Origin of the sequence: Devosia sp. Root436 (assembly GCF_001426345.1) — a bacterium.
Taxonomy (GTDB): domain Bacteria; phylum Pseudomonadota; class Alphaproteobacteria; order Rhizobiales; family Devosiaceae; genus Devosia.
Map to the genome: position 1 here is coordinate 14,786 of NZ_LMEM01000003.1, position 23,708 is coordinate 38,493.

16 protein-coding genes and 4 pseudogenes are annotated in these 23,708 nt (G+C 61.8%); 12 read left to right on the forward strand and 8 right to left on the reverse strand.

The window, feature by feature from the left end:
* Positions 1 to 16: 16 nt before the first annotated feature.
* Positions 17 to 1,270: an FAD-binding oxidoreductase gene (locus ASD04_RS04710; RefSeq protein ID WP_056253326.1), complete on the reverse strand. Its 1,254-nt coding sequence runs from the start codon at positions 1,268 to 1,270 to the stop codon at positions 17 to 19.
* Between the two features lie 56 nt (positions 1,271 to 1,326).
* On the opposite strand from ASD04_RS04710, the gene ASD04_RS04715 reads away from it, so the two are divergent.
* The 5 genes from ASD04_RS04715 to ASD04_RS04740 all read left to right on the forward strand — a co-directional run bounded on the left by ASD04_RS04715 (position 1,327) and on the right by ASD04_RS04740 (position 9,128).
* The gene (locus tag ASD04_RS04715; RefSeq protein WP_082530998.1) at positions 1,327 to 2,604 is read left to right on the forward strand and encodes an extracellular solute-binding protein; all 1,278 of its coding nucleotides are present in this window, start codon (positions 1,327 to 1,329) and stop codon (positions 2,602 to 2,604) included.
* Between the two features lie 595 nt (positions 2,605 to 3,199).
* On the forward strand, positions 3,200 to 4,207 hold the full coding sequence (locus ASD04_RS04725) for an ABC transporter ATP-binding protein (protein WP_056253333.1): 1,008 nt from the start codon (positions 3,200 to 3,202) through the stop codon (positions 4,205 to 4,207).
* The gene (locus tag ASD04_RS04730) at positions 4,204 to 6,006 is read left to right on the forward strand and encodes an ABC transporter permease subunit (RefSeq protein ID WP_244488252.1); all 1,803 of its coding nucleotides are present in this window, start codon (positions 4,204 to 4,206) and stop codon (positions 6,004 to 6,006) included. Before ASD04_RS04725 ends, ASD04_RS04730 begins: the two co-directional genes overlap by 4 nt.
* A 432-nt stretch (positions 6,007 to 6,438) precedes the next feature.
* The gene (locus tag ASD04_RS04735; protein ID WP_162245105.1) at positions 6,439 to 7,461 is read left to right on the forward strand and encodes a flavin reductase family protein; all 1,023 of its coding nucleotides are present in this window, start codon (positions 6,439 to 6,441) and stop codon (positions 7,459 to 7,461) included.
* A gap of 14 nt (positions 7,462 to 7,475) precedes the next feature.
* The gene (locus ASD04_RS04740) at positions 7,476 to 9,128 is read left to right on the forward strand and encodes an electron transfer flavoprotein-ubiquinone oxidoreductase (protein WP_056253339.1); all 1,653 of its coding nucleotides are present in this window, start codon (positions 7,476 to 7,478) and stop codon (positions 9,126 to 9,128) included.
* Between the two features lie 266 nt (positions 9,129 to 9,394).
* On the opposite strand, the gene ASD04_RS04745 is transcribed toward ASD04_RS04740, so the two are convergent.
* Complete coding sequence (locus ASD04_RS04745; protein ID WP_056253343.1) at positions 9,395 to 10,720, reverse strand: FAD-binding oxidoreductase; 1,326 nt, start codon at positions 10,718 to 10,720, stop codon at positions 9,395 to 9,397.
* A gap of 410 nt (positions 10,721 to 11,130) precedes the next feature.
* Between ASD04_RS04745 and ASD04_RS04750 the strand changes: the two are divergent.
* Positions 11,131 to 11,458 (forward strand): annotated as a pseudogene (locus tag ASD04_RS04750) (aminotransferase class III-fold pyridoxal phosphate-dependent enzyme); the annotation flags it as partial.
* Positions 11,459 to 11,488: 30 nt separating this feature from the next.
* On the opposite strand, the gene ASD04_RS04755 reads toward ASD04_RS04750, so the two are convergent.
* From ASD04_RS04755 to ASD04_RS04765, 3 genes are read right to left on the reverse strand one after another with little or no spacing between them, the layout of a single operon-like run.
* On the reverse strand, positions 11,489 to 12,250 hold the full coding sequence (locus ASD04_RS04755; protein ID WP_056253349.1) for an ABC transporter ATP-binding protein: 762 nt from the start codon (positions 12,248 to 12,250) through the stop codon (positions 11,489 to 11,491).
* On the reverse strand, positions 12,247 to 13,242 hold the full coding sequence (locus ASD04_RS04760; RefSeq protein WP_056253369.1) for an iron ABC transporter permease: 996 nt from the start codon (positions 13,240 to 13,242) through the stop codon (positions 12,247 to 12,249). The genes ASD04_RS04755 and ASD04_RS04760 overlap by 4 nt, the downstream gene beginning before the upstream one ends.
* Before the next feature lie 41 nt (positions 13,243 to 13,283).
* On the reverse strand, positions 13,284 to 14,303 hold the full coding sequence (locus tag ASD04_RS04765; protein WP_056253351.1) for an ABC transporter substrate-binding protein: 1,020 nt from the start codon (positions 14,301 to 14,303) through the stop codon (positions 13,284 to 13,286).
* A 353-nt stretch (positions 14,304 to 14,656) separates the two neighbouring features.
* On the opposite strand from ASD04_RS04765, the gene ASD04_RS04770 reads away from it, so the two are divergent.
* Positions 14,657 to 15,700, forward strand: a complete 1,044-nt coding sequence (locus ASD04_RS04770) for a tartrate dehydrogenase (RefSeq protein ID WP_056253354.1) — start codon at positions 14,657 to 14,659, stop codon at positions 15,698 to 15,700.
* Between the two features lie 13 nt (positions 15,701 to 15,713).
* Complete coding sequence (locus ASD04_RS04775; protein ID WP_056253356.1) at positions 15,714 to 17,171, forward strand: NAD-dependent succinate-semialdehyde dehydrogenase; 1,458 nt, start codon at positions 15,714 to 15,716, stop codon at positions 17,169 to 17,171.
* 402 nt (positions 17,172 to 17,573) lie between these two features.
* On the opposite strand, the pseudogene ASD04_RS04780 reads toward ASD04_RS04775, so the two are convergent.
* Positions 17,574 to 18,452: pseudogene (locus ASD04_RS04780) on the reverse strand (GNAT family N-acetyltransferase).
* Positions 18,453 to 18,694: 242 nt separating this feature from the next.
* Here ASD04_RS04780 and argE point away from each other — a divergent pair.
* The 3 genes and pseudogenes from argE to ASD04_RS04795 all read left to right on the forward strand — a co-directional run bounded on the left by argE (position 18,695) and on the right by ASD04_RS04795 (position 21,132).
* Positions 18,695 to 19,819 carry an acetylornithine deacetylase gene (argE, locus tag ASD04_RS04785; RefSeq protein ID WP_056253359.1) on the forward strand — a complete coding sequence of 375 codons (1,125 nt, stop codon included), beginning with the start codon at positions 18,695 to 18,697 and terminating at the stop codon, positions 19,817 to 19,819.
* A 15-nt stretch (positions 19,820 to 19,834) separates the two neighbouring features.
* Entirely contained in the window at positions 19,835 to 20,761 is a 927-nt protein-coding gene (locus ASD04_RS04790; RefSeq protein WP_056253363.1) for a glyoxylate/hydroxypyruvate reductase A, read from the forward strand.
* Between the two features lie 14 nt (positions 20,762 to 20,775).
* Positions 20,776 to 21,132 (forward strand): annotated as a pseudogene (locus ASD04_RS04795) (cupin domain-containing protein).
* A gap of 74 nt (positions 21,133 to 21,206) precedes the next feature.
* Here ASD04_RS04795 and ASD04_RS04800 read toward each other — a convergent pair.
* A complete protein-coding gene (locus ASD04_RS04800; RefSeq protein WP_056253372.1) occupies positions 21,207 to 21,683 on the reverse strand; it encodes an Lrp/AsnC family transcriptional regulator in 477 nt (158 codons plus the stop codon).
* Between the two features lie 276 nt (positions 21,684 to 21,959).
* Positions 21,960 to 22,771: pseudogene (locus ASD04_RS04805) on the reverse strand (FAD-dependent oxidoreductase); the annotation flags it as partial.
* Between the two features lie 490 nt (positions 22,772 to 23,261).
* On the opposite strand from ASD04_RS04805, the gene ASD04_RS04810 reads away from it, so the two are divergent.
* Positions 23,262 to 23,708, forward strand: a 447-nt coding sequence (locus ASD04_RS04810) for an ATP-binding cassette domain-containing protein (protein ID WP_156461121.1), incomplete at its 3' end; no start/stop codon positions are given.

Here is a 23,708-nt window from a genome sequence, read left to right on the forward strand (position 1 = left end):
ATCTAGTCCTTTCCTGTCAGAACCGTGAATGCCGGAACGGCGCAAGGTCTATCTTTGGAGTGCGGCCGAGGATCAAGTCAGCGACCAGGTGTCCGGTCATCGGCGCTGCGGTCATGCCGACATGCCCATGTCCGAAGGCATATACAATGTCGGGAAACCGGCTCGCCTTATCGATCACCGGCAGCGAGTCGGGCAGGCTTGGGCGGTGACCCATCCAGAGCACGAGGCGCTCTTCTGCGACGCACGCTGGCAGTCCGGGCAGCATCTTCTGGCCCAGCTTGACCAGAGCGCGGGCTCGCTTCCAGTCCGGCCCCTGCTCGAGCCCCGCAAGCTCCACGGTCCCCGCCAGGCGCAGGCCATGCTTCATCGGCGTAGTGATGAATTTGCTGGACGCGTCGCAGGTTGGAACTCGCGGCTGCGACTCCGGATCACTTATCATCACGTGGTATCCGCGCTCGGTCTCCAAGGGCACCCAGTCGCCGAGCATTTTCAGGAGCGCCTTTGAATGGGCTCCGGCAGCTATAACGGCAGAGTCGGCCGACACGGTCCCGTCTTCAGTCTCGATGCATTGCAGCTGTCCTCCATCAAGCCGAAAACCGGTTGCCTTTGCGCGGTGGATGGTGCCGCCCTGTCTCACGAAATGCTCGGCCAGGCGCAGGACGAGGCCGCCCGGATCTGTCGTATGTCCATTTTCGCGGATGAGAACGCCGTTCGTGTAGGACGACGACAAAGCGGGGTCGAATTCCCGTAACTGGCGCCGATCCAACAAGTCGAGTTGAACCCCGGCGTCCCTGCGAAGCTCCCAGGCGAAATGGTCGCCTGCCAGGGCTTTCTCTGAACTATAGACATAGAGGTGACCCTGTTCCCGGATCAGGTCGTCGACACCCACCCCTGCGACGAGCTGTTTGAGGTAGGGAAGCGTGGGCCCGAGTAAGGCGCGCAGTGCCGCCGCTTGTTTCCTCACCTCCTCCCGCCGACCGGCCCGAAGGAAACGCCATAGCCAAGGAAAGAGGGTGGGCATGTAAGCCAATCGGATCGAAAGTGGACCGAGCGGGTCGAGCATCCAGCGCGGTACGCTCGTCCAAATTCCCGGCATCGACATCGGCACCACGGACGACCCGTTGAAGCAGCCGGCATTGCCGTGGCTGGCGCCGGTGCCCGGAAGATGGGGGTCGATCACGACGACCTTTTGGCCTGCTCGCTGAAGCCAGAGAGCCGAGCTGATGCCGATCATACCGGCTCCAATTACAGCAGTCGTATTGGTGCGCATAGGTGTTTACCAGGGTTTGCAACAGTCTCATATCCCGTCCGTCGGCGTGATGCAATATGGTGCACGTTGCTGAATACATTTTTGTCTACGATATTCAGAATGGGCCATCTTTGGGGTTGCCAAACGGGAATGTGGGAGTCATGGTGGATGAAGTGCAGAGAAAAATTCAAAAATGTATTCAGTCTGCGCTGCCGCGGTTGGGAGCTAGATCTCCTCGGCTTCGGGAAAAAGAAGCGAGTCTCATGACGGAGGAAAACATGCCTATCGGAACGTCGCGCCGCACTTTCTTGAAGGCCGGGGCCCTTGCTGCTGCAAGCACCCTGGCTGCTCCAGCCTTCCTGCGCAAAGCTTGGGCCCAAGAACCTTTTACCGTACGGGTGCCGGGGGGCTACGGTGACATATGGGACATCGCGTTCTTCAAACCGTTCGAAGCCGCAACCGGGATCAAGGCGACCGGCGTCGTATCCAAGGACTTTCCCTTCAACGAGTTTAAGATCTCCGTTGAGACCGGCGCCTATCGCTGGAGCATGGCAGCGGGCGTGACCAAGGAGCTTTACTTCCGGCTGCGGGACGCCGATCTGATGGATCCCATCGACGTTAATTCGCCGGACATTGCCGCCCGACCTGCCGAGAATGTGATGCCCGACTGGCTACCTTACGGCCTCTATTGCTTCACCATGGCCTACCGGGAGACGTCGTTCCCCCAGGGCTTGGATTCCTATCGCGATATGTGGAACGTCACGCAGTTTCCAGGCCGTCGATCGCTGCGCAAGCGTGCGGTCGACGCAATCGAAATGACGGCGCGCGGAATCGGCATTCCGGCTGAAGATATCTATCCGATGCTCAAGACCCCCGAAGGATGGGACAAGGTATTCGCCGGGCTTGACGAAATCCGGCCGCACATAGCTGTGTGGTGGGAATCCGATCCGCAGATGGACCAGCTTATCGGCAGCGGCGACCTAGACATTTTCCCCATCAGCAGTCACCGGGCGCAGAAGCTCAAGAACGACGGAGCTCCTGTTGGGATCAGCTACACGGACGGCTACTTCACCACGCAAGGCTGGGCCATCCCCAAAGGCAGCCCGCAGGGCGACGTCGCTCGCGAATTCATCAAGTTCGCGGCCCAGCCCGCACATGAGGCAGAGTTCATGAAGTCCACGCTGATGGGGCCGATGCACCCGAAGGCGTTCGACCATCTCGACGCCGACCTCGCGCGAACACTACCGACCTACCCGGACAACCTGGCCAAGATGCGCGAGCAGGACGCGCAGTTCTGGCTCGATCATGGCGAAGACGCGCGCACCCGTTTCGAGCAATGGATCCTGGGCAGCTGACGATCGGGGTCGTGGGCCGTCAGGACAAGATGAAGCTCGGACAGTCGGTCCGGGGCGTAGGCCACACCGTGGCGGATTCGCGGCACTGCGACTCCAATTCGCGCGCGAAATCGGACTGTCGCACTCTCTGGCGGCAGCCCGGACGGCCGAGCGGGGGACTTTCGACATCATCATTTTCGCAGGCGGCGTCGCCATCCGCGAAAATGCCGGGGAGCAGGCGCAGCCACGAGTTCAAGGTGCTGCCGGGCGCGTGGGCGATCATCGAACGCAGCGAGGTCGAGGTGCTGGAGAAACAGTGCGAGCTGCTATCTTTGATCCTGCCCGCATTGGGAAAGTCGCTGACCGGCACGATGGTCGGCGATGTTCAAGCGCGCGTGCGCACTCATCTCTCTCTTGTGGGGAGGTGCAGAGCAAGTAGCGGATACCTTCGCCCCGAGCGAGAGGTCTGCGATGGGTTTAACGTCGCGGCCTCTCACCTGGACGACTTCGAAGCGAGAATCTTGGTCTCTGGTTCCCCGGAGAGCCGGTATGCACACTGAGGAATACGTTGGAGCCAGCCCGGCGCGTGGCGCCGCACGATCGAGCAGGATATGCGATGAAGACCAAACTTAGATTAGACCAGGTCGCCAAGAGCTACGGGCCAGTCCGGGCTCTGCGGCCAACTACTCTCGACGTACCGGAGGGAGAATTTCTTACGCTGCTTGGCCCCTCCGGTTCAGGAAAGTCCACGCTCTTGCAGATACTCGCCGGGCTGACGGCCTGCGACCAGGGAGACGTCTGGATCGATGGCCGCCTGTCCACCGATACGCCGCCGCACGATCGCGGCGTCGGTCTGATCTTTCAGAACTATGCTCTGTTCCCGCATCTCACAGTTGCGCAAAATATCGCCTTCCCGCTTGAGATGCGTCGCCTTCCGCGCGCCGAAATCGACCGGCGAGTCACCCGGATGCTCGAGGTCGTACAACTGCCGCATGTCGGTGATCGACTTCCACGTGAACTTTCTGGCGGCCAGCAGCAGCGCGTGGCTTTTGCAAGATGCTCGGTATACGAGCCGTCGATCATCCTAATGGACGAGCCGCTCGGCGCACTCGATAAAAGGCTGCGGGACGACATGCAGACGGAGATCAGGCGTCTCCACAAGGAACTCGGAGCGACTATCCTCTACGTAACACACGACCAGGAGGAGGCGATGGCAATGTCCGACCGCATTTGCCTGATGAACGACGGCGGTATCGCCCAGTTGGGAACGCCATCAGAGATTTATTTCCGCCCGCGTAGCGTCTTCGCCGCCGAGTTCGTAGGCCATGCCAACTTCATTGCTCCCGCATCCGACCGAGCAAACAGCAAATGCATGGTGCGGCCCGAGAACATTCGCATACTGGAGGAGGCGGAAAGGGCTGACACAGTCATCGACGCGATTTTGGAGGATACAATCATGCTCGGCGCGTTTAGCCGACACGTCGCTAGAAGTGTCACCGGCGAGCGGCTGGTCGCCGTCAACTGGAGTGAAGAGAAGGGAACAACGCATCGTCCGGGCGAGGCCATACGTCTCGGCTGGGACGCGTGCGACACGGTGCACCTAGCTGCGGAAGCTGGACGATGACGGTGATAGCAACCGAGTTTCCGACGACCAGAGCCGACAGGCGCATGCTTGCCCGCTATTTGCCGCTTGTTCCTGCGGTGGCCTTCCTGGCCATCGTCTTCGTGATTCCGGTCGCGCAGCTTCTCTTTCTCAGCTTTTTTGATAACACGGGTGTCCCGACCGCCGCCCATTATGAGCGCCTGGTTGCCAACCCGACCTATTTCCGGGTCGTGCTCAACACGCTGAGCTATTCGGCGTGGACGACGTTGTTCTGCATCGTCGGCGGCTATCCCATTGCTTATCTGGTCGCGACCATCTCCGCGCGTCACCGCAATCCGCTGTTGATCTGGATCCTGGTGCCGCTTTGGACTAGCTTTTTGGTGCGTGTGCTCGCCTGGATGGTGATCCTTGGCTCTCATGGCGTGATCAACCGGACATTGCTCTCGCTTGGGTTGATCGAGCGGCCTTTGGACCTGATCTACAATTTCTTCGGTGTCATGGTCGGCTCGGTCCACGCTCTGATGCCGATTGCGATCCTCATGATGCTGTCGGTGATGTTGAACATCGACCGCAGCCTCTCGAGCGCCGCAAGCACGCTTGGAGCGCGTAAGTCGATGGCTTTCTGGCGGGTCTATTTCCCGCTTTCTCTTCCGGGCGTCGCGGCCAGCGGTCTCATGGTCTTCGTCTCGGCCCTCGGCTTCTTCATCGCGCCGCAGCTCCTCGGCAGCCCGTCTAATATCATGCTTGCACAACTCATTATCGTCCAGCTCGAGGAGGCGCTGAATTGGGAGTTCGCGGCGGCGCTGAGCGTCGTGCTCCTTGCAGCAACCATTCTGGTCGTTGTGGTCTTTGATCGTACTCTCGGCCTCTCCAGCCTCACCGGAGAAGTTCGAGCAGGGGCCAGCACCCGCAAGGGAGGGTTCGGCAGGCTGCCTGGCGGCCTTGGTCGGCAGCTTGTCTCCGCGATCGGATGGGGATCGGTCTATGCCGGAATCTTCCTCGGCAAGATCTTGCCTTACCGCCGCCAGCGTCTCGGGGAGGAACGCCGATCGTTGCTATGGATCCTCGGCCTCATCGGAATAGCGTTCCTCGCGCTCCCCACCTTTTTCCTCATTCCCATCTCGGTCTCAGAGAATCGGTTCCTTGCTTGGCCGCCTGAAGGCTTCACGTGGCAGTGGTACCAAGTCTATTTCTCGTCCGCGGTCTGGCTTGATGCGACTGTTCGTTCAATCGGCGTCGGACTTGCAACGGCTGCGCTATCGATGATCCTGGGCGTGCCGGCGGCGTTCGTGCTGGCCCGTCAACGGGTTATTGGGAAGAGCGTTATTCTCAGCTTGATGCTCTTACCCATGGTGCTTCCCCACATCATCGTCGCCGTAGGCCTATTCTATCTATACGCGAAGGTGGGCCTCGTCGGCACGAACATCGGGCTCATCATAGGCAATACCATCTTCTCGCTGCCCTATGTGGTAATCACTGTGATGGCGGTGCTGCGCAACTACGACGAGCGGCTCGACCAAGCCGCCTGGACGCTAGGGGCGACTCGCGGTGTTGCCTTCCGGCGCATCACCCTGCCCATTCTCAAGGCGGGGATGGTGACGGCGTTGCTTTTCGCCTTCGTCAAGGCGATGGATGAGCTAGCAATTGCACTCTTCGTCGCCGATGCGGGAACGCCGCTGCTGCCGAAGCAGCTCTGGCAGGAAATGAGCTACAAGATCGATCCGTCGCTCGCAGCAGTCTCGACTCTCATCCTGGTGATCGTCGGTCTGTCCATCGCCGTCGTTCAGATCCTGAACAGCTTTGGCGCCAAAAGGGGCTAAGGCAAGCAATGTCAACTCAAACCAGGAAGTCGAGAGCGGCAGGCAGAGCTTCTGAGAGCCCCGGGGGACGGGCCGATCGGCTCTGAGGTGGTGACCGCCGCGGGAATGATCCCATCGGCTTCGCCAGCAAGGTCTTCGAGCCAATCCGTCGATACGGACCGTTTGTCGTCAACTTTCGGACGGTCACATTCGACCCGTTCGGCCGGACATTCATGAAGAAGGGAGCATCGGCAACGGAGCGTTTCCCAGTCCGGCATTTGGAAAACGCTGGCGCGTTCCGGACATGAGCTGACGGTCGCGGTTTGGCGGGGGCCCATACTCCGAGGCGGAAAGAATGGGTGCTGCACGCGCGAAAGCTTAAGCGGAAAGAATGGGTGCTGTACTCGAACGCTTAAATTGAATTCAGATTATGAATGCAGGACGGGGTTGTTGATGGCTGACAAGAGACGGTTGATACTAGAGGGCGGGGACCCCGCCGCGGATGCTAGAGCATTTCGACGCGCACTTGGAAATTTTCCAACGGGGGTAACTATAGTAACCACAGCTGGGGTGGGCGCCCCCGCCGGAGTTACGGTCAATTCCTTCGCTTCTGTATCCCTCAATCCGCCTCTGGTACTTTGGTCGATCGCGCATACCTCGCGCAGCCATGCAGCATTCCGACAGTGCGAGCATTTCGCGATACACATTCTCGCCGAGGATCAGGTGGGCGTCTCGCAGGTTTTCGCCAGCGCCAGCGACGACAAGTTCAGCCTGGTGGATTGGCACAGTGGGCGTACGGGATCGCCGTTGATCGACGATGCGCTGACCTATTTGGATTGCGTCTGCGAGGCTCGGTACGAGGGCGGCGACCACACCATCATGATCGGCCGGGTCGTCGACTTCGGGCGCTTGGAGGGAAGCCCGCTGACTTTTTCGCAAGGGCGATACGGGATCATGCTGGACCATCCCGAAGTGGCAGGGAATGCGCGGGACCAAAGGCGTATAGAGCGTGGTCTCGACGAATTGCCGTTCCTGACCTTGATTGCGAAGGCCCACTATAAGGAAGACGCCGATTTGGAGCGGTGGCGCTCGGTGGCGGGCTACACCCCGGTAGGAAGCAAGGTGCTCGCCGGCCTCCATCAGTCGGCCCCTCTGACGGCGGACGAACTCGCCAGGGGCATGTATCTCGACCGCCGCGAAGTCGAAGACTCCTTGAACGTGTTCTTGGCTGACGGCCACGTTGCACTGTTTGATGGTCACCGTTTCGCGCTGACGGAATCCGGAAATCAGCGGCGCCGTCAGATGATTGAATACCTGTCGCGCTACCAGGGTGAACAACTGGTGGATATCGACCCCGCCGATCTCACTGTTGCCACGCGCGTTCTGAAAGGGTTTCTCGCCGGCCCTGATCAGCAATGCGGTGGGTTGCATATCGCGGATCATGCACCTGGCGTGGGCACTAATTTCATTTCATGACACGGACTTTACTCATGACTGATGAGCAGACAGCTCGAGAGACTATGTCCTATGACGTTGTCATCGTCGGTGGCGGGCCCGGCGGGCTCGCCACCGCGATCAGGCTCAAGCAGAAATCACCCGACCAGTCGGTGGCACTCGTCGAAAAGGGTGGCGAGATCGGCGCCCATATCCTGTCAGGTGCCGTGATCGATCCGGGTGGGCTCGACCAGCTGCTGCCGGACTGGCGGAGCGACGGCAGTCCACTGGTCACCCCGGTGACCAAGGACATCTTTCGCCTGCTAACTTGCAAGGGCAGCCTCGGCCTGCCGACGCCGATTATGCCTCGCCTGATGTCCAACCACGGCAACTATGTAGGATCGCTTGGCGCTCTTTGTCGCTGGCTGGCGGGCAAGGCGGAAGCGCTGGGTGTCGAAATCTATCCGGGCTTTGCGGCGACAGAGGCGCTTTACGACGCGAACGGTCAGGTCATCGGCGTAGCGACGGGCGATGTCGGCATTGAAAAGAACGGCCTGCCGGGGCCCGGCTTTCAGCCAGGTGTGGAATTGCACGCCCGCTACACGGTGCTGGCCGAGGGTGTGCGGGGCTCGATCTCCAAGCAGGTGATTCGCCGCTTCGACCTCGCAGCCGGTCGGGATCCGCAGAAATACGGTATTGGCCTCAAGGAGCTTTGGGAAATCGATCCGGCCAAGCACCAGCCGGGGCGCATCGAGCATTCTTTCGGCTGGCCGCTGGACTGGAAGACCGGCGGCGGTTCGTTTCTCTATCATTTCGAGAACAATCAAGTCGCCGTCGGCTTCGTGGTCCACCTGAACTACAAAAATCCGTACTTGTCGCCGTTCCAAGAGTTCCAGCGTTTCAAGACCCATCCCTTGGTTCGGGCCACCCTGGAAGGTGGGCGGCGCATTTCGTATGGCGCGCGCGCTATTTCCGAGGGTGGTTGGCAATCGGTTCCCAAACTCAGCTTTCCCGGCGGAATTTTGGTGGGTGACGCGGCCGGCTTCGTCAACGTGCCGCGCATCAAGGGCAGCCACAACGCGGTGCAGTCCGGCATCTTGGCCGCCGACGCGCTCGTGAAGGCTTTGGCGAGTGACAACGCCCCGGCCAGCCTCGATAGCTACGACTCAGCGTGGCGGGGCAGCGCCATCGGCCGCGACCTGAAGCCGGTGCGCAATGTCAAACCGCTGTGGTCGCGCTTCGGGCTGGGCGGCATCGCCATGGGGGGCTTTGACATGTGGTGCCAGCAGTTGTTTGGCATTTCTCCTTTCGGGACCCTAGCGCATGGGAAGGCCGATCATGAATCGATCGAGCCGGCAGCACAGCACCAGCCCATCTCTTATCCAAAGCCCGACGGAAAGCTGACGTTTGACCGTCTGTCATCCATATTCGTGTCCAACACCAACCACGAGGAGAATCAGCCACCACATCTGCATGTCAACGACCCCGCACTGCAGCGTCAGAGCGAGTATGGCGTTTATGCTGGGCCGTCGCAGCACTATTGCCCGGCTGGCGTCTATGAGTGGGTCGCCGACGGCTCCGATGTTCGGCTGCAGATCAACGCGCAGAACTGCGTGCACTGCAAGACATGCGACATCAAGGATCCCAACCAGAACATCGACTGGGTTCCGCCCGAAGGCGGCGGCGGCCCCAACTATGCCGCAATGTAGCCGCTAGCCGTTCACGAGGACGGGTGGTCGCTTTTCGCGGGCAGCCGCCTGCGCCCCCGGGCATCCTCGCCCATGCAGCTACGGACCTAGTGCGCTGCTTCCACGGCCAGACATCGCTTGAATGTCATCTCCTGCGCCAGATAGAGTTCCGTTTCATGTACTCAGCGCGAGCGGAGGGCGGGACAGCAGGCGGTCGCTCTCCTCGATTAAGTCGGCATGAGGATGCAACCAGGCTAAATTTTTCTTCCCATGCCTTTTGATGTCAATCAGAACTCGGCGACCTTGCCCCAGGCCGCGGTTTTCAACCGCTCGGGCCGGAAATGCGCCGGATCAACGATCGGTGGCTTTCCTGTGATGATGTCTGCGATCATGTGCCCTGCACCAGGTCCGATCGCAAAGCCATGGCCGCTGAACCCGGCCGCAAGGATGAAGCCGGGAATGCTTTCTATCTCGCCAATGACGGGGACGCCGTCAGGTGTGCTGTCGATATACCCGGCCCAGGCGTCTGAAATCGACAGGTTCCGAACCTCTGGAATCAGCTCACACGCGCGCTGATAGGTCAGGCGAATCTGCGCCATGTCGGGCCGAGGATCGAGAATGCGGTTACGCTCCATTGGAGTGATGTCGTCTAGCGACCACTTTTCCAGGCTTTCATGACCTTGCCGCCACCCGTCCAGCCCCCCAGGAGAGAGGCTGCGCCAGCGGCGAGCGAACATGGGCAGGAACTCCCGCCCGAACCGAACTTGCTGTGGCGTGGGGTCGACGCGCGCCCGGCCGCTGATCGCCAGTGTATAATGGCCATTGCCGCGGCGCGTAAATGAAACATCAGGCGCGGCAAGGGCGACAGGCAGTTCTGATGTGCCCGGAGCGACCGCCAGGATAGATGAGCGTATGGAGGCCTGTGGGAACCGGATGCCTAACTGATGGCAGAAGGAGGAAGCCCATGCGCCGCCTGCCATGACCACGGTTCTGGTGGTTATCGTGCCTTTTTCGGTAACCACCCCGCTGACCCGACCGGCGCTCAGCTCGATGCCCCGCGCGGCGCATAACTGATGCACGGAGCCGCCCGCGGCCATGATGCCGCGAGCGGCAACCGGCACTGCACGTGAGGGATCCGCCGTTCCGTCGGTTGGCGAGAACACTCCACCCTTCCATTTGCGGCCGGTCGGCTTGCCCCGCTCGGTGGCCTCCTGACCGCTCAGCATGTGTGTCGTGACCCCGACGGTGCTCGCGAAGTCACGCCACTTTGCCCATCCGGCCAATTGGGTCTCGTCCTGAGAAAGGTAAAGCAACCCACAGCGTCGGAAGCCGGTGTCTTCGCCGGTCTCCGCGGCGACGTTTTCCCACAGCTCAAGGCTCTTGGTGGCCATCGGTAGTTCGCGTGCGTCGCGGTTCTGCTGACGGCACCAGCCCCAGTTCCGGCTCGACTGTTCGGCGGCGACGCGTCCCTTTTCGAGTAAGGCAACCCGAACGCCCCGGCGCGCCAAGTAGTAGGCGGTGAACACGCCCACCACGCCACCACCGATGACGACCACGTCCGCCTCTCGAGGCAGGTCGGCGCTGGACTCGATATGTAGGAGGGGCGCGGGCATGGGAACTCCTTTGTTCTATTCATTCTAGCTCAGCCACTCGACAACGTGCTGCGGCCGATTGCTGGCGGGCAGAATATCCTGCTGTTAGTTTGTGTCGGAGCGGCAGAATTCGCGCGTTAATGGATGCGTCACATACCGTAGGTCTCGTGCGGGCAGACCTCGCACCGTCGGGCGTGCCGCGGGACGAATCGCTGTCTGCTCCGCCGGACTTGGCACTTCATGCTGCCCAGCGGCACACTTTTGGCGCCTCCACGGCGCTGGCGGGGGTGACACGGCTAGTCATTCGAGGATTCTACCTGCGGAGGAAAGGTGCCTTGGAGGCGATGACCGCTTCGCGCTTTCGAGAGAGTCCGCACGGCGGAATGCCGTGAGGGCCGCGCGGGCGCATGCAGTACTAAACGCCGACGGCGCTGCCCGACGGCGCCGGCGCTTCACCCGTGGGGCACGGCTTCACCTATTCCCCTTGTCAGCGACGTCCGTGGCCGCGGCATGCTGGCGGCCGTGGAGCTTGTGACGGACAAGGGCGCGAAGACGCCTTTGCCCGGCGCCGCCGAGCCTGGCCGGCGCATTTTCGATCGCGCTTGGGATAACGGTCTTATCATCCGCGCCTTTGCGCAGGGTGTGCTGGGCTTTGCACCGCCGCTCTGCTGCACAGAAGCGGACATTGACGCCATTGTCGAGCGGACCCGCACGGTCCTCGATCTGACCTTGGCCGACCCGGATATCCGGAGTCTGTAACGGGGTGAGGGCCCCGGGCCGGCTGAGAGACTATATCATGTAGTGGATATGAGGTCTTCCGTGGTGTGGGCTGGATTCAATCCGGGCTTCCACGCGGAAGACCTGCCGCATGAGAGCCTCGCTCAAAACCGCCTCCGGCGTGCCCTGAGCCACGAGTCTGCCCCCGTCGAGGATCAGAAGCTGGTCGCAGAACATGGCAGCATGATTGATGTCATGTAGTGCGACTATGGTGGTTAGAGCGAGCTCGCCGACCAGCTTCAGCAGCGCGATCTGGTGTTGAATATCGAGGTGATTGGTCGGCTCGTCCAGCAGTAGTTCGCGGGGTGCTTGTGCCAGCGCGCGCGCCAGATGCACGCGCTGGCGTTCACCGCCTGAGAGGCTGTGCCATGTTCTGTGAGCGCGCTCCCGCATGCCTACCCGATCCAGGGCCGCGTTGACGGCTGCCTCGTCACCCTGGCTCCAGCCGCTGAATGGAGAGCGGTGCGGGATACGACCGAGGCTGACCACGTCTCGCACCCGCACATTGGCCTCGGTCGTTGCTTGCTGCTCGACCAGCGCCATGCGTCGGGCCAAGGCGCCTCGCCCAATTGTCCGGAGATCGCGTTCTTCAAGAAAGACCTGTCCACCGGCCGGTCGCCGTAACCCCGCCAGCAGACGCAGTAGCGACGACTTGCCCGATCCGTTCGGCCCGAGCACGCCCAGGACCTTGCCGGGCCGTACCGAGAGGGACACCCCATCGATAATCCTGATCTTGCCTACGGACCAGACCAGGTTCTCTGCCCTAATGCTCATGTCGTGCTCTTTGCCCGATAGAGAATGATCGAGAAGGCGGGTACGCCGACCAACGCCGTCACCACGCCGATGGGCAGAACCTGCTGGGGCAGAACGACCCGCGATGTGATGTCCGCCAACACCATGAAAATGCCACCGGCCACCATGCAGGTCGGAAGCAGTCGAATGTGATTGTGGCCGACGATGAAGCGCGCCCCATGCGGCACCACGAGACCGACGAAACCGATCGAGCCGACCATGGAGACGATCGTTGCCGTCATCAGCGCCGTGGTGGCGAAGAGGGCAATGCGGACGATGTTGACGGGAATACCGAGTGAGGCGGCAGCATCGTCTCCAAATGCGAATGCATCGAGCGCGCTGGCGAAGTACATGCATATCAAAAAGCCGATGACCACGACGATCAGGATGAGTTGAAACTCAGGCCAGCGCACGCCTCCAAAACTGCCCAGCAGCCAGAACATGACGTCGCGCGTCTGCTGCGCATTGCCTGAGGTCGTCACCACGTAGGAGGTCAAGGCATTGAACAACTGCGAGGCCGCAACGCCCGCCAGAATTGTCTTGCTGGCCCCGCCGCGCGCGCCGTGGGAGAGCAATGCCACAAAGGCAAAGGCGACGAAGGCACCCACGAACGCGCCGGCAGAAAGCGTGACCGTTCCGACGCCGACACCTAGAATGATGATGCTGACGGCGCCGGTGGAGGCACCCGCCGAGATGCCCAGCACGTATGGCTCGGCCAAGGGGTTGCGCAACAGCGATTGCAAAACGGCCCCGCTTACCGCAAGACCTGCGCCGCAGCAGGCACCGACCAGCGCTCGGCTCAGCCGGTAGTCCCAAATCACGCTTTCCTGGATGGGGTTGAGCGCGACTGCCGACCAGCCAATCTTGTTGGTCATTGCGGCGAAGGTGGTCTCGATCGAAATAGACATCTCGCCGATCCCGGTGCCTGCCGCTATGGTCAGCAGCAAAAGCAACCCACCCAATGTGATGAACAGGCCGAGACCGGCGTGTTCCCATGTTTTGTCAGTCGTCGCGTTCACTTGGCGAGACCAAGCTTTTCCAGCTGATCAGCCACTTCTTCGGCGCCGTAAATGGTGCGAATGGTCGGGTTCATCGCCGACGCCTGCATCATCACGACACGACCCTTCTTGACAGCATCGAGCTGGCTCACCGCCGGATCGGAGTTGAGGAAGGCGATCTTGTTTTCGGCCCTGTCGAGTTCCCAGCGATTGCGATCGGACTCACCAACCACGATCACGTCTGGGTTGGTAGCCATGATGCCTTCCCAGCTCACAGTCGGCCATTCAGCCTCGGTGTCGATGGCATTGTGCCCGCCAAGCAGGTCGGCAATGAAGCCCGAGGCGCCGTTCTTGCCACCCAGATATGCGTCATCGGCGGGCGAGGGACTGGAAAACCAGAAGACATAGGAAAGGTCAGCAGCCTCGGTGCCGACGCGCGCGCGCAGCGCTGCCTCGCGGGCCTTGAACTCAGCGATCAGCGACTGACCGCGGTCTTGCACGTCGAAGATCTGCGCCAATTCGTCGATCTCCTGATAGACATAATCCATGCTCCAGAGGTAGTCGCGGCTGCCATAGGCGTCCTTGGTGTCGTTAGTCACTGCGCAGATTCCGGGTGCGAGATAGTTGCCAATGCCGAGGCGATCGAAGTCCTCGCGCTGGGCGACCTTGCTGTCCGGACCCATCAGGATGGGCAGTTGTGCCGAAACGAAGTCGGGGTCCTCGGCTAGAACCGACTCTAGGCTAGGCGTTTCGACACTCAGCAATTTGACGCTGTCGCTGGCTTCCTGCAGTTCGGGCAGAACTTTCGTCGGCCAGAATGCGGTTCCCACCATCCGGTCTTCAAGCCCGAGCAACAGCATGATCTCGGCACTGTTCTGGCCCAGGGCGACGGCCCGCTCCGGGGCCTTGTCGAAGGTTACCGAGACGCCGCAGTTCTCGATCGTCAGGGGGTAGGTGGTGGAAGCGGCGAAGGTCGGCGTCGCGTTGGCGCAAAGGGCCATGGCGAGCGTTGCAGTAAGGACTCTGGTGGATGACATGGTGTTTTCTTGCGCGTTTGAAATCGGTCTGAAGCAGTCGGCGCGGCTGCTTTAGGCGCCCGTCCGGCAGAAAACAAGAGTATTTGCATCATATTTCTTTTCGGAGACGCGCTTCGGCCCTGCTGTGCGGACGTGGACATTTCGCCGCCAGGTCGGCGATCAGGGGCCCTGGCGCACGGCCCGGTGCCCAGGCATGCAAATTCAAAGAGATATGCCGTCGGTAGCAGTGCTTTCAGCGCAACATGCCGCGCCGAGAGCCGATGATGGACCTGACCAGATCGCTCCTGCACCTCCCGATGTGCTTGCGGTACCAGGCCGAACACACGACCAGGAGCATCCGCATTGTGAGTAAGATGAAGACCTATTCCATAGCGCTCATCCCCGGTGACGGAATCGGACCAGCCGTTACGGAGGCTGCCTGGCAGGTGGTCGAGGCTGTCGCACGCGGCGCGGATTTCACGGTGCATGCCACGCGCCTGCCATGGTCATGCGACCATTACCTGGAAACCGGCGCCATGATGCCGGAGGACGGCGTGGAAATCCTGCGCGGCCGCGACGCTATCCTGCTGGGTGCTGTTGGCTGGCCAAGGAAGGTCCCCGATTCCATCTCGCTGCACGGACTGTTGCTGCCCATCCGCAAGGCCTTTCGGCAATATGCCAACATCCGGCCCCATCGGCTGTTGCCGGGCGTGGAGGGGCCGCTGAGGAAATCCGAGTTCGACATCCTTTGCGTACGTGAGAACACCGAGGGTGAATATTCAGGCGCCGGCGGGCGCGTGCATCAGGGAACCGAAGACGAGGTCGCTGTCGAAACCGCCATCTTCACCCGCAAGGGTGTCGAACGTATCCTGCGCTTCGGCTTCGAGCAGGCCCGCCGTCGGCGCGGCAAGCTGGCCTCGGTCACCAAGTCCAATGCCCAGCGGCACTCGATGGTCTTCTGGGACGAAGTGACCCACGAACTGGCGCGCGAATACAGCGATGTGGAAGTGACGAGCTATCACATCGACGCCATGGCGGCCCGCATGGTGATGGCGCCGGAAACGCTGGATGTGGTGGTCGCCTCGAACCTCTTCGGCGACGTGCTGACGGATCTGGGCGCTGCGATCCAGGGAGGACTCGGCTTCGCAGCATCCGCAAATCTCAATCCGGATCGCAGCACGCTATCCATGTTCGAGCCGGTCCATGGCTCTGCGCCTGACATTGCCCATCTCGGCATCGCCAATCCCATTGCTGCGATCTGGTCTGCCTCGATGATGCTGGACCACCTGGGCGAAACCGATGCGGCCGCTCGCATCATGCAAGCCATAGAAGCCATTACCGCGCGGGGGATGGGCACGGTCCCCGGCGAGCACAAGACAGATGATATCACCCGAGCCGTCCTAACGGCCCTGCACTGACATGGAGCACGAAATGACCGCACTGACCGACCCCGACCTGTTCCGCCAGCAGGCCCTTATCGATGGCAACTGGATCGACGCCGCCTCCGGCAAGACCGTTGATGTGGTCGATCCCGCCAGCGGCAGGACTATTGGCACAATTCCCGATCTCGGCCGCGACGAGACCCGGCGGGCTATCGAAGCGGCCGAAAAGGCCTTTGCCAGCTTCCGGCGCACCAGCCATGCGGCGCGCGCGGCCATGCTGGAGAAGTGGTACGGCCTGATCCTCGACCACCAGGAAGACCTGGCGCGCATCATGACGCTAGAGCAGGGCAAGCCACTGGCCGAGGCGCGGGGCGAAATCGTCTACACCGCCTCCTTCGTCAAGTGGTATGCCGAGGAAGCTCGGCGCATTGGCGGCACGACCATCCCGGCGGCGCAAGCGGACCGGCGCATCCTGGTGCTCAAGGAACCTGTGGGCGTCGCGGGCATCGTCACGCCCTGGAATTTCCCGGCCGCCATGATCACCCGCAAGGTCGCTCCGGCCATTGCCGCGGGATGCACCACTGTGATCAAGCCCTCGGAGTTCACGCCCTATTCAGCCCTGGCCTTGGCCGTGCTTGCGCAGCGCGCCGGTATCCCCAGTGGCGTCGTCAATGTCGTCACCGGCCTGCCGGCTGAGATCGGTGCCGAACTGACCGGCAACACGGCGGTGCGCAAGATCTCCTTCACCGGCTCGACCCGCGTCGGTGCCTTGTTGATGCGTCAATCGGCGGACAGCATCAAGAGGCTCAGCCTGGAGCTCGGCGGGAACGCCCCGTTCATCGTCTTCGACGATGCCGACATCGACATGGCCGTCGAAGGAGTCATGACATCCAAGTTCCGCAATGGCGGCCAGACCTGCGTCTGCGCCAACCGCATCCTGGTGCAGAGCGGCGTCTATGATGCCTTCGCCGAGCGGCTGGCAGCGCGGGTCTCCGCGCTCAAGGTCGGCCCGGGCGCCGAAGACGGCACGCAGATCGGCCCGATGATCAACCGGGCCGCCATCGACAAGATCGAGCGGCATATCGAAGATGCGCTGGCCAAGGGCGCAAGCATATTGGGGACGCGACCAGCGCTGCCCGATGGCGACCACTATGCGGCTCCCGTGGTCCTGGCTAACGCCAATACCGACATGCTGCTGGCCAATGAGGAAACCTTCGGGCCAGTGGCGCCGCTCTTCCGCTTCGACACAGAAGCAGAGGCCATCGCGATCGCCAACGGGACACCCTTTGGGCTGGCTGCCTATTTCTACACGCAGGGGCTCAAGCGCGCCTGGCGCGTCGGCGAAGCCCTGGAGTTCGGCATGGTCGGACTCAACACGGGCGTCATTTCCATGGAAGTGGCCCCCTTCGGCGGCGTGAAGCAGTCCGGCATCGGCCGCGAGGGTGGACAGGCCGGCATAGAGGAGTACCTCGAAACCAAGAGCTTCCACATCGGCGGCCTCGACTGACAAAGATGACCGGCTCTCAGGAGGCCCGGTCTTTCCTTGTCGCCGAGTTTCAGCAGACTGGCGAACCACAGCGCTTGCCGCGCCATCGGCACTGCGATCGACGTCGAGATGGGTAGCCAAACGCATCCTCGCTCCGGTTCCCCGCCCCAAAAAAAGAGCGCTTCCATGAACACCATTTCCTCAGCATCGAAGCGGCACGCGCCCGCGATCGATAACGTGGAGGGAGGTCGCCTCGTGCCCCCCCAGCGTGATGTGATGCTGACGGCAGCCACTACGGCTCATTCAGGCGGGCGACCGGGAGCTAGGGCGGGGTGCTCGCATGCTGGCGGAGTGGCTCCGGGACGAACGCGTTCGATCCTTCGTCGCCCATGATCTGGCCGCAAACGCCGCGGCGTTTCTTGATCAACTCAAGGCGTGACCAGCAAGACCATAGAACCAAGGTTCGTCCTTCTGGCGGTTGAGGAAGCGATGCCCCTTGGACATGGTGGTCACCACCTCGGCAACTGAGAGTCCGCATTGCTCAAGAAAGGCCGCGTAGGGACCGTCGCCTTCACGAGTATCGACGCGAACAAACTGGCCCTTGAGGGTTTCCAGGTGGGCGGCGGTGAGATGGAGTGCGTCCTCGCTATTGGTCGCTGCAACCGGGCCGACGACGTAACCGCGTCCGAAATCGCGCTTCATCGAATAACCGACGATTTGGCCTCCGCGCCGCAAGACGCAGATTGATGCATTCCCCGACAGCAGGGTCAGGAGTCTTTCGCGGCTTCTGCCGAAGGCAAGGCTGTCGATGGGCAGAATCTCCGCGAGCCGGTCGGTACCAAGGGCGCTCAGTTCGCCATTCACGGGCGGAAGCGACGGAAGCTTGCGAACCAGTTCACCCTGACGCATATGGACCTATGCCTCATCGACAAAGCCAAGCGACAGGTAGAGGCCATGGGCGGCCCGGGTGGAGTTGAGCGCCAGGTCGCGCCCGCGGCAATGCTCAAGCACATGGTCCATCAGCCAGCGCCCACCACCCTGCGCCTGGGTGCGCGGCGAGGTGACCACCAGGCCCACTGTGGCGAAGTCCTCGCCGTGCGGAAACCACATGGCGGTGCCGAAGACCCTCCCGATCCCGTCGATGGCGGCGAGTCCTTTGCCGGCGCGGATCAGGAAGTCCCAGTCCTTGGGCCGATGCGGCCAGCCAACTGAAGCAGTCAGTGCGTGCAACAGGTGCACGTCAACATCGGCGATGTCGCGCGCGACAAGTTCGAAAGACTTCAGCCGCACCGATTGTCGCATTCAACTCATCCGCTATCTCGCCGTGGGTCCCATTCCAGCGGCAGGTTATGACATCCGCTGGATATTGCAGCGCTGCCTCAGGCTATTGCAGCAGAGTGCCGTGAGAAGGTCGGCAGGTTCGACTGGTTTCCCTCAGCAATTCGGAATCTTTGCCTGAAGCGAAGCGCCATTCGGCAGGGAACACTGTGTTCCACCCCCCATGCTGTCGGCATTCAACAATTTATGCAAGGCAGGGTGACTGGATGAACGCGGAGGAGATCCTCGCCAAGCTGGTTGCGTTTCCCACCGTCGTCGGCACGCCGAACCATGCCATCGTCGACTGGATCAGCTCCTATTGTCGGTCTCATGGAGCTATGGTCACGGTTCTCGCGGGTCCCGAAGGCGACCGTGCCAACCTGTTTGCAACCATCGGACCCAGCCAGGGCAGGGGCTATATCCTCTCGGGTCACATGGACGTGGTACCGGCGCAGGAAGTCGGCTGGACCAGCGATCCCTTCGCGCTGCGCCGCGATGGAACCAAGCTTTTTGGCCGCGGCACAAGCGACATGAAGGGCTTTCTCGCCTGTGCCCTGGCTGCGCTGCCCGTGCTCGCCAGGCAGGGTCTGCGCCAGCCGATGCATTTTGCATTTTCCTATGACGAGGAAGCCGGTTGTCGGGGTGCCCCGCACCTCCTCGCGGCCTTGTCCGGTCTCTGCGAGCGCCCACTGGGCGCCATCATCGGTGAGCCGAGCCGCATGCAGGCGGTGCGGGCGCACAAGGGCAAGGCCGCTGCGCGACTGGAGGTGACCGGCAGGTCTGGCCACTCCTCCCGTCCGGACCTGGGGCTCAACGCGGTCCACGCGATGGCAGGTATCGTTACGCAGATTGTCGAATATGGCCGTCAGCTCGAAGGGGCGGCGCTGGATTTGCAGTTCGAGCCACCCTATTCGACCGTGCAGGTTGGTGTGATGCAGGGCGGTCAGTCCGTCAACATCATTCCCGACCGCTGTGTTGCCGAGATCGAGCTCCGCGCCGTGCCGGGTGTCAGCCCAACCGCGCTGCTCGAGCCAATAAAGGCTGCGCTGATTGCGCTGGGCGAGAGCGGGTACGAGATCGCTTGGCGCGAACTTGCCACCTATCCGGGGCTGTCGCTGGCAAAGGACAGCGCCCTGTCATCGCTGCTTGCGGACCTGACGCAGCAACAGGTGTTGCCGGCCGTCAGCTACGGCACCGAGGCAGGGCTTTACCAGCAGGCCGGCATCGACGCGATCATTTGCGGCCCCGGCGATATCGGGCGCGCCCACAAGCCCGACGAATATATCGAAACCACCGAACTCGTCGCCTGCCAGTCGCTGATCGAAAACCTCGGCGCGCGGCTGGCCGCATAAGGAAAGGACGCTCCCATGGCAGCATTCCTGTTCAATTCCGACGCGGCCCGTGCTGCTGTCTTTCGCGATGTTTTCGCGCGCGAAGTGCCCGATCTGCAGTTCTTCGAGCCGTCCGATTCCATCGATCCCGAAGCGGTGCGCTACCTCATCACCTGGACTGTGCCCGCAGACCTGGCGCGCTACCGCAACCTCGAAATGCTATTCTCGATCGGCGCCGGCGTCGACCAGTTCAACTGGGAGGGGCTGGCCGATGGCGTCAAGCTGGTGCGTATGGTCGAGGAGGGGATCATCCGCATGATGGAAGAGTATGTGGCGCTCGGCGTACTTGCCTTGCACCGGCAGTTGCCCTCCTATAGGGCGCAACAGCAAGATCGCGTGTGGAAGCCGCTTCCGGCACATCAGGCCAGCCAGCGTCGGGTGGGCTTTCTCGGATTGGGCGTATTGGCTAACGCGGCCATCGAGCGCCTCAAGCCCTTTGGGTTCCCGATAGCCGGGTGGAGCCGGAGCTCGAAGAGTATTGACGGGGTCACGTGCTTTCACGGGGCCGAGGCTCTGCGCGGCTTTCTCGCCCAGACTGACATCCTGATATGCCTCTTGCCGTTGACGCAGGAGACCCGCGGTATCCTCAATGCGCAGCTATTCGCAGGGCTGCCCCATGGGTCGCAATTGCTGCATGTCGGCCGGGGCCCGCATCTCGACCAGGAGGCGCTGGTCGCCGCGCTGAACTCAGGTCAGCTCTCCGCGGCCATGCTTGATGTCACCGATCCGGAGCCGCTGCCACCCGACCATCCGCTCTGGTCACATCCGCGGGTGCTGATCACCCCCCATATCGCCTCCGTCACGCAGCCGCACAGCGCGGCGCGGACGGTGGTGGAAAACATCCGGCGTCACCGCGCCGGTGAGGAACCGATCGGACTGGTCGATCGCAGGCTCGGCTATTAGCAAGGAACGTTACTATGTCACTTCTCAAGACCATCGACCCCAATCCCGCCTTCGAACCCACTCATGCCAAGCCCGAAGCCGGGCGCCTGATTTCCGGCGACCCCGCCTTCAAGTCCTGACCACAGGATTCCGACAAGGGCGACAAGATACGCACGGGGGTCTGGGAGGCCACACCAGGCGTTACCCATTCGAGCAAGGGCACGATGTACGAGTTCTGCCACATCCTGTCCGGCGTGATCGAGATCGAGGAGAAGGGTGGCGAGACCCGCACATACCGCGCCGGCGACAGCTTCGTGATGAAGCCAGGGTTTGTGGGCGTCTGGCGCACCATCGAAACAGTTCGCAAGATTTTCGTCTGCGTGTACGAATAATCACGATCGAGCGCGCGGTGGCCTCAGCTTCGCGCGCGCTCAGCTCCGCCGCTCGATGGTTGGTGCGATTGCCGTCAAGCCGTGAAAATGCTCTCCAGCGGCACATGGGATTTTACGAGGGGAGACTTCAGAACGACGAAAGTGAAATACTTGTCGATGCCGAGATCCAGCTCGATCAGCCGTTCGATGATCGCCTGATACTCGCTGATACCGGCGGTGACGAATTTCACCAGGTAGTCATATCCGCCCGAAACCAGATGGCACTCAACCACGGCATCGATCTTCTCAACCGTCGAGAGAAAGCGGGAGAAATCGATGGGGCGGTGATTGCGGAGCGTTATTTCCGTGAAGACGGTCAAGGTCTGTCCCAGCTTTGCCACGTCGATCTGCGCGCTGTAGCCGGTAATGAAGCCTTCCGATTGCAGTTTCTTGACCCGCATCAGGCAGGGGCTGGGTGACAGGTTGACCAGTTCGGCGAGTTCGACATTGGAAATCCGCCCGTTCTTTTGCAGTTCGGCCAAAATTCTGATGTCGATCCTCTCGAGCTTCATAGCAGTACCCACTCCAATATCCGTGCTCCGACGCTCCTCAGCGGGGCTCTGCGCAACCGGCTGCGGTGCTGCCGTAGGCGGGCGCGCCGCGTTTGCCGCACTCACCGACCGACAGGACGCCGCGCAGCATCCTCCCAGTTGTTCACGCATTCGGCACAGCCGTCCAGTGAATCGTCTCGCGGGGGAATGATGTCGTGTGTCGGTCCAAATGCTCCCCGGTCCTGCATCATACAACCTTGCCGCACTGCCACGCACTGCCACGCATTGCAATTCGTCGCGCCCGGCGCTGATCGCCATTGTACAGCCGCCATTGCTGCGGCGCGTCACGGCAACGTCGGGCGCTGCGAGGGCGGCCGGCAGCTCGGGCATGCCCGGTGCAACCGCCAGGATCGACGAGCGCACGGAGGCCTACGGAAACCTGATGTCGAGCTGATGACAGAAGGAGGAAGCCCATGCGCCGCCTGCCATGACCACCGTCGTGGTGGCGACCGCTTTTGTAACCACCTCGCTGACCCGTCCGGCGCTCAGCTCAATGCCCCGGGCAGCGCAGAACTGCACAGAGCCGCCCGCGGCCATGATGCCACACGCCGCAACTGGCACAGCGCGTGAGGGGTCGGCCGTTCCATCAGGTGAGAACATACCACCCTTCCATCTGCGGCCGGTGGCGCTGACCGCTCGCTCGCCTCCCGGGTGGAGAGCATATGCGTGGTGACCCCGGCGGTGCGTGCAAAGTCGCGCCATTTCGCCCAGGCGGCCAATTGGCTCTCATCGTCGGAAAGATAGAGCAGCCCGCAGCGCCGGAAGCTTGTGTCTTCGCTGGTTTCCTTTGCGACATTATCCAAGAGTTCGAGGCTCTTGGTGGCCATCGGTAGTTCGCGTGCGTCGCGATTCTGCTGACGGCACCAGCCCCAGTTCCGGCTCGACTGTTCGGCGGCGACGCGTCCCGTTTCGAGTAAAGCAACCCGAACGCCCCGGCGCGCCAAGTAATAGGCGGTGAATACGCCCACCACGCCGCCACCGATGACGACGACGTCCGCCTCTCGAGGCAGATCGGCGCTGGACTCGATATGTAGGAGGGGCGCGGGCATGGGAACTGCTTTGTTCCGGTCATTCTAGCGCACCTGCCCGGCAACGTGCGGCAGCCGATTGCTATCTGTCAGAATTATCTGCTGTTAATGCCTGTATGCGTGGCAGAATGTGCGGTCGTCGGGCTGGAGACCCGGAAGCCCCATCGCTTCCCAGCGCCATTCGGGCTGACTTGGTGCCTCTCGGCGGGGTCACAGGACGAACCGCTGTCTGGCCCGGCGGATTTAGCACTTCATGCTGCCCGGCGGCACACTTTCGGCGACTCTGTGGGGCTTGCGAGCGTGACACTGCTCATAACTTGAGGCGTCCACCTGAGGAGGAAAGGGCGCCTTGGAGACGAGCGATCGGTTGGCACCTCTCGTGGGAGCCCAAGCCGCCTGGAGAACAATGTCTTGGAGCCACCAGATGGACGATGCGACTCTGTTGCCTAGTGTGGGCCGAGGTGCCGGGTCGCAAATTGATCCCAATGCACTGGGGCGAGAGGATAGCACAATGACCGTGTCTATAGAGTCGGCTTCGACCCAGGATTTGGCGCTTTCCGTGCGCAATCTCACCGTCAGCTTGCCCGAGGGCATGGAACGGCAGCATGCAGTCGAGAACCTGTCCTTCGATCTCAAACGTGGCCAGATCCTGTGCATCATAGGAGAATCCGGCTCGGGCAAGTCGGTCACCGCCAATGCCATCATGGGCCTTCTGCCCAAGATGATCCGGGTCGCCGGCGGCGCTGTCGATCTTGAAGGCCGCAGCATAATGGGCCTGCCTCCCGGCGAACTCCGCAGTTTGCGCGGTCGCGTTGTCTCCATGATCTTTCAGGATCCACTATCGGCGCTTAATCCATTGATGACCGTGGGAGATCAGATCACGGAAGTCATGGCCGCCCATGGCATCGGAACGTCTGAATCCCGACGAAGCCGCGCCATGGAAATGCTGGCCGAAGTC